Annotated in this window: 5 protein-coding genes and 2 pseudogenes; 6 read left to right on the top strand and 1 reads right to left on the bottom strand. The window is 56.2% G+C overall.

Annotated elements, in window-relative coordinates:
* The 6 genes and pseudogenes from E4Z66_RS19495 to E4Z66_RS19525 all read left to right on the top strand — a co-directional run.
* Window positions 1-244 (top strand): annotated as a pseudogene (locus E4Z66_RS19495) (IS5/IS1182 family transposase); the annotation flags it as partial.
* A gap of 189 nt (window positions 245-433) precedes the next feature.
* Window positions 434-1,504, top strand: coding sequence for an ABC transporter ATP-binding protein (locus E4Z66_RS19500; protein WP_136464758.1), 1,071 nt, complete (start codon window positions 434-436; stop codon window positions 1,502-1,504).
* A 39-nt stretch (window positions 1,505-1,543) separates the two neighbouring features.
* Window positions 1,544-2,677: an extracellular solute-binding protein gene (locus tag E4Z66_RS19505; protein WP_136464759.1), complete on the top strand. Its 1,134-nt coding sequence runs from the start codon at window positions 1,544-1,546 to the stop codon at window positions 2,675-2,677.
* A gap of 253 nt (window positions 2,678-2,930) precedes the next feature.
* Window positions 2,931-4,388 carry a dihydropyrimidinase gene (hydA, locus tag E4Z66_RS19515; protein WP_136464760.1) on the top strand — a complete coding sequence of 486 codons (1,458 nt, stop codon included), beginning with the start codon at window positions 2,931-2,933 and terminating at the stop codon, window positions 4,386-4,388.
* Complete coding sequence (locus E4Z66_RS19520) at window positions 4,385-5,041, top strand: aspartate/glutamate racemase family protein (RefSeq protein WP_136464761.1); 657 nt, start codon at window positions 4,385-4,387, stop codon at window positions 5,039-5,041. Before hydA ends, E4Z66_RS19520 begins: the two co-directional genes overlap by 4 nt.
* A complete protein-coding gene (locus E4Z66_RS19525) occupies window positions 5,041-6,036 on the top strand; it encodes an asparaginase domain-containing protein (RefSeq protein ID WP_136464762.1) in 996 nt (331 codons plus the stop codon). Before E4Z66_RS19520 ends, E4Z66_RS19525 begins: the two co-directional genes overlap by 1 nt.
* A 73-nt stretch (window positions 6,037-6,109) precedes the next feature.
* On the opposite strand, the pseudogene E4Z66_RS19530 reads toward E4Z66_RS19525, so the two are convergent.
* A pseudogene (locus tag E4Z66_RS19530) lies at window positions 6,110-6,353 on the bottom strand (IS5/IS1182 family transposase); the annotation flags it as partial.

Genomic DNA, 6,353 nt, shown 5'->3' on the forward strand with positions numbered 1-6,353 from the left:
AGGTGCCGTCGCACGCAATGAAGCCCTGCGCGCTTCTAAGTACCTGGTCCGAGCCATTCGGCGACGATGGAGCGGGTATCACCGCCGGAGTCGGGTCGAAAGCAAGATGAACTGCATCAAGCTGCTTGGTCAGTCACTGATGGCTCGAGACTTCGAACGACAGGTCGCGGAGCTGCAAGTCCGCATCGCCGTGCTGAACGGGTATACCGCGCTCGGCATACCCGTCACAGTGGCCGTAGGATAAGTCCTTCCGAGGAAAGGGAAACTCCGCTCAGAACCTGATTTATGCAACAAGGCCGCTCGAATCTATAATTTCGAATTATACTTATGGGCTTCTTTTTTATTTTGATGTTTTGACTCTCCATGCTCCACTTAACGTCAAAACACGTGAATGACGCGTGTAGATGGCTCTTGACCAGGGTGTGCCCTTCAGATGACAGAACCGATCCTTTCGATCCGGAACGCAGTTAAACGCTATGGCAGCCTTCATGCGTTGGACCATGTCGATCTGGATGTCTCAGAGGGCGAGTTTCTCACGCTTCTAGGGCCGTCTGGCTCGGGCAAGACCACATTGTTGAGCGCGATTGCCGGTTTCGTGGGGTTGGCTACAGAGCAAATCACCCTTCGTTCAGCCGACATCACAAGAGCACCGCTGGAATATCGCGAGTTTGGCATGGTATTTCAGGGCTATGCCCTGTTTCCGCCAATGACCGTGAGTGACAATGTAGCTTTCCCATTTATGGTGCGCAAACGTCCAGCAGCCGAAATTGCGGAGCGAACGCAAGAATGCCTTGAACTGGTGCAGATGGGTGGCTTTACCGACGGGATGCCGCACCAGCTTTCGGGCGGTCAACAGCAGCGCGTCGCGCTGGCGCGCGCAATATCTTTCAAGCCCCAGGTCCTGCTTCTGGATGAGCCTCTTTCCGCGCTCGACAAGAAGCTGCATGCCGATCTGCAATGGGAATTCAAATCCCTTCATAGCCAACTGGGGGTCACCTTCATCTATGTGACCCACGATCAGGACGAAGCACTTTCGATGTCCGACAGAATCGTGATCCTGAAAGACGGCTGTATTCAGCAGCAGCGCTCGTCCGGCGATCTACATAACAGCCCGCGCAACAGCTTTGTTGCTGATTTTCTGGGAAAGTCGAATTACATCGACGTGGATGTCACCGGGCGCAATGTGGATATTCTGTACTGCGCAGCAAAGGACGCGACCTTTGAGGTACAGGCCGAGAATGTGGATGAGATCGGCAGCAAAGCACGGCTCGCCCTTAGGTCTGAGCGGTTGCGGATAGATGCGCCGGGGGTCGAACTCCTCTCCGCGACCGTCAAAGGCGTCAGTTATCTGGGAGAGCGGTGCCAAGTCATTGTTGAGGATGATGGGCTCGGCGATCTGCTCATTTCATGCACAACTTTGCAGACAGGCATCACGCCCACACCAGGCCTTGAAATCAGTATTGGCTGGGACACCAATGCCTGCGTCGTGCTGGTCCCAGAATGATCCCGCACCTTGGAAACCTCAAACAACAGGGAAGCAAACATGACTGAAACAACCGATTTTGAAGCCAAGCAGGACATCGTGGAGATCGCGGTTGAACGCTATAAGGAAGGGCGGTTGACCCGCCGTGGATTTATTGCTGCCTTAGGTGCCTTGGGTGTGCTGCCCGTTCTCAGCAACAAGGCGTTGGCGCAACCCAAAGAGATAATCGTGGTGAATTGGGGCGGGCAGGCCAAGGACGTTCTGCAGGAAGTGCTGTGCGACACCTATACCAAAGCGACCGGCATTCCCGTGATCATTGATGGCTCAGGCCCTTCGGCAGGCAAAATCCGCGCGATGGTAGAAAGCGGCGCGGTCGTCTGGGACCTTTGCGACAGTGGCGCAGGCTCGGCCATCGTTCTTGAACAACAGGGTATGACCCAACCGATCAACTACGATATTGTCGACAAGTCCAAGGTGCTGAAAGGGACGGCCTACAATAACGGGGTGGGCAATTATCTCTTTTCCTATGTACTGGCCACCAATCCCAAAATGCTTGGCGGCAACGTACCGCAGTCGTGGGAAGACGTCTGGAATGTCAAAGACTTCCCCGGAATGCGCACATTCCGCAAGTCGGTGCGCGGCATGCTGGAAAGCGCGACCATGGCTCAGGGTGTCCCACTCAAGGAGGTCTATGGCGCGTTGGAAACAGAGGGCGGAATAAAAGCCGCGATCGATAAATTCCGCCAATTGCGCGAGAATATCATCGTCTGGGGGTCCGGCAGCGAAAGCCAGAATCTCTTCTTGCAAGAAGAGGTGGCCATCGGAAATATCTGGTCGACACGCGCCCATCTTCTGAAGGATGAAATGGCCGAAGGAACCTTCCAGGTCAGCTTCAATGGTGGTGTCATTACACCAGGCATCTGGGTTGTCCCAAAAGACAACCCAGCGGGCGCAGACGAGGTCATGAAATTCATTGCGCATGGACAGAAACCTGAGCTTCAGGTTAAATGGCTGGAGTTGATCGGGTCTGGCCCGATCAACCCTGATGCCGCGGCAATGGTCCCGCCAGAACTGGCCCCGTTCAATCCCTCCAGCCCAGAGAATCTGGCGACACAAATCCTCTACAACGACGAATGGTACGCAAAGCATCAGACATTTGCGGAAGAACTCTACGTCGATGCGCTGATCAACTGATCGAAAAATGGCGGGGGGCTTGCGCCCCCTGCGCTTCTTACTCAGTCCAGATCTCATGACCCAAGTCACAGATACTGTCCGCTACTGGATGCTGATCATGCCAGCTTTGGCGATCATGGTCATCTTTTATATCATCCCGGTGCTGGGCATTTGGCAGATCTAGGTGATGGAACCTGAGACCGGATTTGGAAATTTCGTCCAGATGGCAGGACATGCGCGACCTGCAAACGCGCGAGTAGCGGGAGAAACGGTTATGGAATTCGACACAATCATCCATGATGGTACGGTCGTAACCGCCAATGAGATATTCGAGACAGATATCGTTATCCGCGAGGGGCGCATCGTCGCCCTGGCAGAGAGATTATCTGGTGGGGCCACACGCATCGATGCCGGTGGCCGTTTGGTGATGCACGGCGGGATCGAAGCCCATGCCCACATTGCGCAAGAAAGTGCCGCCGGGATCATGGGCGCTGATGATTACTACACCGGATCTGTGTCAGCGGCGTTCGGGGGCAATTCGACATTCATTCCCTTTGCGGCCCAGCATCGCGGGCAATCCATCGACGATGTGATTGCCACCTATGACGCGCGCGCGGCCCAATCGGTGTTGGACTATAGCTACCACCTGATTGTAACCGACCCCACGCCTGAGGCGTTGAATCACCAGCTACCCCGTGCCTTCAAGCGCGGCATCACCTCGTTCAAAGGCTTTATGACATATGATCTGATGAATATAGGCGATGATGGGATGCTGAACATCATGACCGTTGCGAAAAAATACGGCGTCATGACAATGGTGCATGCGGAAAACAAAGGCATGGTGAAATGGATGAATGCCCGGCTGGCAGAAGCCGGTCTTACCGCCCCAAAATACCATGCCCAATCGCGGCCCGAACTGGCGGAGGAAGAGGCGATCAATCGGGCAATTTCGCTCTCCAAACTCATCGACGCGCCGCTGTTCATTGTGCATGCCTCGACTGAGGGAGGTGCTGCGATTGTGCAGCGCGAAAAGGTTGCCGGCGCACGCATCTATGCTGAAACTTGCCCGCAATACCTCGCGTTCACTCGCGCCGATCTAGACAAACCGGGGATGGAGGGGGCCAAATTCATCTGCTCTCCGCCGGTTCGCGACCAGAGGACGCAAGCGGTTCTGTGGGGCCATGTCAGAATGGGGACGTTCGAGTCGGTCAGCTCGGATCATGCGCCTTACCGTTATGATGAAACGGGCAAATTCATGAACGGTGTAGACATCCCCTATCCGAAAGTCGCTAAAGGCATGCCTGGAATCGCAGCTCGCTTGCCACATCTTTTCTCCGAAGGGGTGCTCAAGGGGCGCATCACTGCGCAGCAATTCGTAGCGCTTAAAGCGACAAATGCCGCGCGGACGTTTGGAGTCACGCGCAAGGGCAGCATCACGCCGGGGTTTGATGCGGATATCGCCATCTGGAACCCGGAGCAGCGCCGTCGGATAACGCTGGCCGATCAGCACGACAATATGGATTACACGCCGTTTGAAGGAATGGAGCTGACCGGTGTGCCGGAAATCGTCATCAACCACGGCAACATCATTGTGGAGACCGGCAAACTCAAGGCTCGCGAAGGCCAAGGCCAATTCGTAACGCGCGCGCCCGTCGATATGGACGCGCGGAAGGGGCATTTGGCCAAAGAGCTGGATCCGAGCCAGAATTTCCGCGCAGGGATCCGGCCATGACACGCTCCTCTGGCGCCATCCTTGTGATCAACCCAAATTCATCAATGGGCTTGACCAAGGCGATTGAGACAGCGCTTTTGCCGCTGAAACCACCCAATGGATCTGTGTTCGAGACAATGCGCATCGCCCATGGGCCCGAGACCATTTCGACGCAAGCAGATGCCGCGCAGGCCGCGCTTGATATCGCCGAGGTCGTCAAATCCCGTCCCGACGCAGGAGCCTTCATCAGCGCGTGCTGCTCTGACCCTGGCGTCGACCTGTGTCGGTCCCTGGTCCCGCAACCTGTTCCGGGCATCCAGGAAGCCGGCATACTGACAGCAATGGCGCGGGCAGATCTCTGCGGGGTCGTGGCGCTTGGCCCTGAATCGGCCGCGCGGCATCGCTTGCGCATGCGCCAGATGGGCGTGGAAAGCCGACTTGCCGGGGAATTGTCACTTCCGAATGTCTCTGCAGAAGATGCCGGCCAATCAGACGAGGTGTTTCCGCAGACCGTTGAGCTTGGGAAGGATCTCACATCCAGAGGGGCCCGCGCGCTTGTGCTTGGCTGTGCAGGTTTCTCGCCCCGCAGAGCCAAGCTTGAAGCGGCCCTTAGGATCGCCGAGATCGACCCTGTCGTCGCAGCCGCGGCGATGTCGATCGGGATGATCGGCTGATGCGCCGCGCACACCAGAAGACACAGACCGCCTGCGTCCGAAAGTACGCGCGCAAGGCACCTTCTCAGCCAGGACGTATTCTTATCATCGAACTGGGCGGAACAATTTCCTTGGAGTTAACCGACGATCGAGCCGTGCCGACGCACAACATTCACACGCTGATCGGTGGTCTGTGTAACCATCTCGACGTTCACTCCTTTGCCGCCAAGAATAGTTCCGAGATCACGCTACAAGATATTTTAGACGTTGGCAGCTACATCCATGAGCACGCCGACGCCTACTCAGCCTTTATCGTAACGACAGGCACAGACACGCTGGAAGAGGTTGCCTATGGGCTATCCCTCCTGCTTGACGATGGCACAATGGTCGTCGTGACCGGCGCAATGCGCCCGCCATTTGTCGCAGACTTTGACGGGATGAAATCACTCAATGCCGCGGTCGAACTTTGTGAGAATACCAGATGGGGCACAGGCAGCGTTGTGGTGTCTGTTGGTGGTTTCGTTATACCGGCATGGCTCGCGCACAAGCGCAGCACCACCCGCCTGGACGCCTTCGTGTCGACAATGTCGGCCTCACTGCAATCCCCGGAAAAGGCACAATCAAAACTCTCAACCAACTTGCGGGCGGCGCTACTCAGCCATCCCGAGCTGCCATCCGTAGATATTCCGATCGTCAGTTTGTCCGTTGGCGCTTGCTTTCAGTCCACCCGCTATGCTGGTGCAGATGGCCTTGTCATTTCATGTCCAGGTGCATGTTCCGTTGCAACAGAAACACGCGCGGCGTTGATTCAGAACATTCTGCCGTTCATGCCCGTTGTGCTTGCAAGCCGATGTGAAGACAGCCATGGGGACGTATCCAACTACTATCCGGGCCATTTCGACGCACTTGAGGCCTCGGGTTTCAGAGTCCGCGAATTCTTGGGTCTTAGTGCTCAAAAGGCGCGCGTTAAACTGGCTTTTGAAGTGCTTGCAGGACGATCCGAATTGCAAAGGTAGGGTGTGTATAGGTCACGTCGGCCTTGTTGCATAAATCAGGTTCTGAGCGGAGTTTCCCTTTCCTCGGAAGGACTTATCCTACGGCCACTGTGACGGGTATGCCGAGCGCGGTATACCCGTTCAGCACGGCGATGCGGACTTGCAGCTCCGCGACCTGTCGTTCGAAGTCTCGAGCCATCAGTGACTGACCAAGCAGCTTGATGCAGTTCATCTTGCTTTCGACCCGACTCCGGCGGTGATACCCGCTCCATCGTCGCCGAATGGCTCGGACCAGGTACTTAGAAGCGCGCAGGGCTTCATTGCGTGCGACGGCACCT

Source organism: Aliishimia ponticola, assembly GCF_004803475.1.
GTDB classification, from domain to species: Bacteria; Pseudomonadota; Alphaproteobacteria; order Rhodobacterales; family Rhodobacteraceae; genus Aliishimia; species Aliishimia ponticola.